This window comes from Pseudomonadota bacterium (assembly GCA_010028905.1).
Lineage (GTDB): Bacteria > Vulcanimicrobiota > Xenobia > RGZZ01 > RGZZ01 > RGZZ01.
In genome coordinates this window covers 1-2,639 of the sequence record RGZZ01000603.1, presented here as the reverse complement: position 1 = coordinate 2,639, position 2,639 = coordinate 1, and the positions used below count along the sequence as shown (strand labels likewise).

Below are 2,639 nucleotides of genomic sequence, written 5' to 3'. Positions count from 1 at the left end.
TCGACCATGCTTGCCTTCCAGCTGCTCTCGTCCCCCGCCGCGGCGGCCAGCGTGCCCGCGGTTCTGCCCTCCCTGGGGCAGTCCGTGACTCCGATCCATCGCGACCGCGGACCTCAGATGCAAGCCGAGACGGCGGCCACACCGAACGCCATCGACGCCATTCGATCGCAGGTGGCGCGAACCGACTACCCGCCCCTCGACCCCTACGTGGCGACCGTGGCCCAGAATGTCGACGCATCGATCAACACGCCGAACATCGGCACGCAGATCGCCCGACTGACGCTTGGCAGGCACTTCAGCCGGCCGCTCGACATCCACATGAACCTCAACCACGGCCCCGACGCCAAGATGGTGCTCATCTTCCCCGGAATCGGGAACGATCACACCACCCCTCCGGTGCGCCAGATCGAAGACATCGCCCTCAAGCAAGGACTCAACTTCGCCGTCATCCCCAATCCATTCAGCAACGGCTGGCTCGACGCGGTGCCCAACCACCTCCCAGGGGTTCTTCCCAACGAGGCCGAGACCAACGTCGACATCTTGCGCAGCCTCCGACGCCTGCTGCCCGACTACTTCGAAGACGTCTCCGGGGTGGGGTGCTCGTATGGCGGGCTGCTGGGGGTGGCCACCTTGCAGGCCCAGCAACATCACGGCGGAGAGCAGATCTTGAACGGCACGTTCACCGCCGTCTCTCCCCCGCAAGACCTGCTCGACAGCGTAACCATGATGGACCAGCTCGGCGACCGTGGCCCCATCCCCTATGGCCAGGTCACCGAAGTGGGACTGCGCTACTACAACCTCATCAGAGGGGGGCGGTTCGACACATTCGCCCAGAGCCAGGTCGCCAACCGGGGAGACTACCTTGTCGAACAGGTCGTCGCCTATCAAGGCGGCCCCCGGATCATCCTCGAGACCATGCTGCGCCACCTGCGAAACCCTCCGCCCGACACGAAGACATTCGACGCCTACGTGCACCGCAGCCTGAGCCAGGACGCCTGGTTCGTGCAGCACGGCACCACCGTCGAAGAGACCTCGAAAGCCCACCGTCTCCACGACATGCTCCACGACGTGAGCGGCAACGGGGTGCCGGTGCTCGTGCTCACGTCACAAGACGACATGATCCTCAACGCGGAGAACGTGGAGACCTTCACGCACCAGGCCGAGGACTACGTGCCCGACCAGGTCGTGAGACAGTACGCGCACGGTGGGCACCTGGGGATTCTGTTCAACCCCCGCATCCGCGATGTGGTGGGAACCTTCGCCGCCGCGCAGGGCGAAGACTGAGCCCCCGTTCTCAGCCGGTCGCAACGGACGGCGCACAGCCTCGCGTGCGGCGCCGCCTGACCTTCACCCGGATCAGGGCGATGGGGCTGCCGTCACCGGAGAGCCATCTTCGAGCTCGCCCTGATTCGAGACCACGATCTCATCGCTCTCAGAGAGCTCGCGGGTGCTCGCTCCCCCGTTCTCTGGAACCAGCACGCGCGCGTTCACCCCGTCGTCGGTATTCACCTGAACGAGGACGCGAGACGCCTTCCCCCCCTCAACCCGATAGACATACGAGAGGCCGCCCTGACGGACGATGGCGCTGCTGGGAATGAGCGCTGCGCCGCCGACTCCTTTGAAGGAGAGCTTCATGCGACCGAACATGCCGGGCCTGATGCGCGCGGCGCCACCCGCGTCGAGGCCTTCCGGGAAGACAGGGAGCTTGCGGCTCTTGAGATCGGCGTTGCCCGTGGCCTTCTCTCGCGCAGAGAAGGCCTTGTACTGATCGGCCGTGCCGTTGTACAGATCGACCTCGACCAGCAAGGTGCGGTCAATGGCGCTCATCGAGGGCGAGATGCGGCTGAGCCGGCACTTCAGCGCGCGTCCGGGGAACGCGTCGAAGCGCAGCTCGGCTTCGGTGTCTGGCGTCACCCACGCGGTGAAGCTCTCCGGCACCTTCATCGACACCGTGACGATGTCGGTGCGGGTCAGGGAGATGAGGGCCGGCGCGCCAGGAACGATGGCGGCACTCGAGATGAACGCACCCACATCGACCGATCGAGCCGATACCTCGCCATCGAAGGGCGCCCGCAGCATCGCCTTCTCGGTCTTCGCCAGCGATCGATCGAGGGGCTCGAGCTCTGCCAGGCGCTCGCCCGCCTTCACCGAATCGCCCATGGTCTTCTCGATGAACCTCACCGTGCCCGCGGTCTGGGCCAGCAGATCGACACGGTAGTAGGAGGCCACATCGGCGGGCTGCTCGACGCTCGAGGTCAGCGCCGCTCCCTTCTGTGGGCGAACCGTCTTCACGCGCACGGGCGCCACGGTCAGGTTGGCGGCGGGGGACGCACCCTGCGCGCCACCGCTGCCCGCGCAGCCCGTCGCTCCGAGGCTCCAGCACATGAGCGCGGCAGCCATCGTCAGACGAATGCCGACAAGAGAAGAACGTCTCTCTCGTATTACTGACATCAGTGAACTCCTTGCTCTGCGGCCCCGTCGTACGGGAGATCGCCCAGTTCCGCGGCCAGGCGCGCGTCGATCGCGGGCTTGCGCCGCACGATCACGGTGTAGAGAATGGGCACCATGAACAGGGTCAGCGCGGTCGAGCTCACCAGCCCCCCGACGACCGCGCGGGCAAGCGGAACATTGGCCTCCCC

The 2,639-nt window shown here is 66.1% G+C and carries 3 protein-coding genes; 1 reads left to right on the top strand and 2 read right to left on the bottom strand.

Annotated features, from left to right (window positions below; all coding sequences use genetic code 11):
* Nucleotides 1–6 precede the first annotated feature (6 nt).
* Entirely contained in the window at nt 7–1,284 is a 1,278-nt protein-coding gene (locus EB084_23385) for a hypothetical protein (protein ID NDD31205.1), read from the top strand.
* Between the two features lie 72 nt (nt 1,285–1,356).
* On the opposite strand, the gene EB084_23380 is transcribed toward EB084_23385, so the two are convergent.
* A complete protein-coding gene (locus EB084_23380) occupies nt 1,357–2,451 on the bottom strand; it encodes an HlyD family efflux transporter periplasmic adaptor subunit (GenBank protein ID NDD31204.1) in 1,095 nt (364 codons plus the stop codon).
* The coding region (locus tag EB084_23375; GenBank protein NDD31203.1) for a hypothetical protein at nt 2,451–2,639 on the bottom strand (189 nt) is incomplete at its 5' end. The genes EB084_23380 and EB084_23375, both read right to left, overlap by 1 nt.

Excerpts from the sequence above, each read along its gene's own strand:
- EB084_23385 (NDD31205.1), top strand. The coding sequence starts at position 7 with ATGCTTGCCTTCCAGCTGCTCTCGTCCCCCGCCGCGGCGGCCAGCGTG.
- EB084_23380 (NDD31204.1), bottom strand. The coding sequence starts at position 2,451 with ATGTCAGTAATACGAGAGAGACGTTCTTCTCTTGTCGGCATTCGTCTG.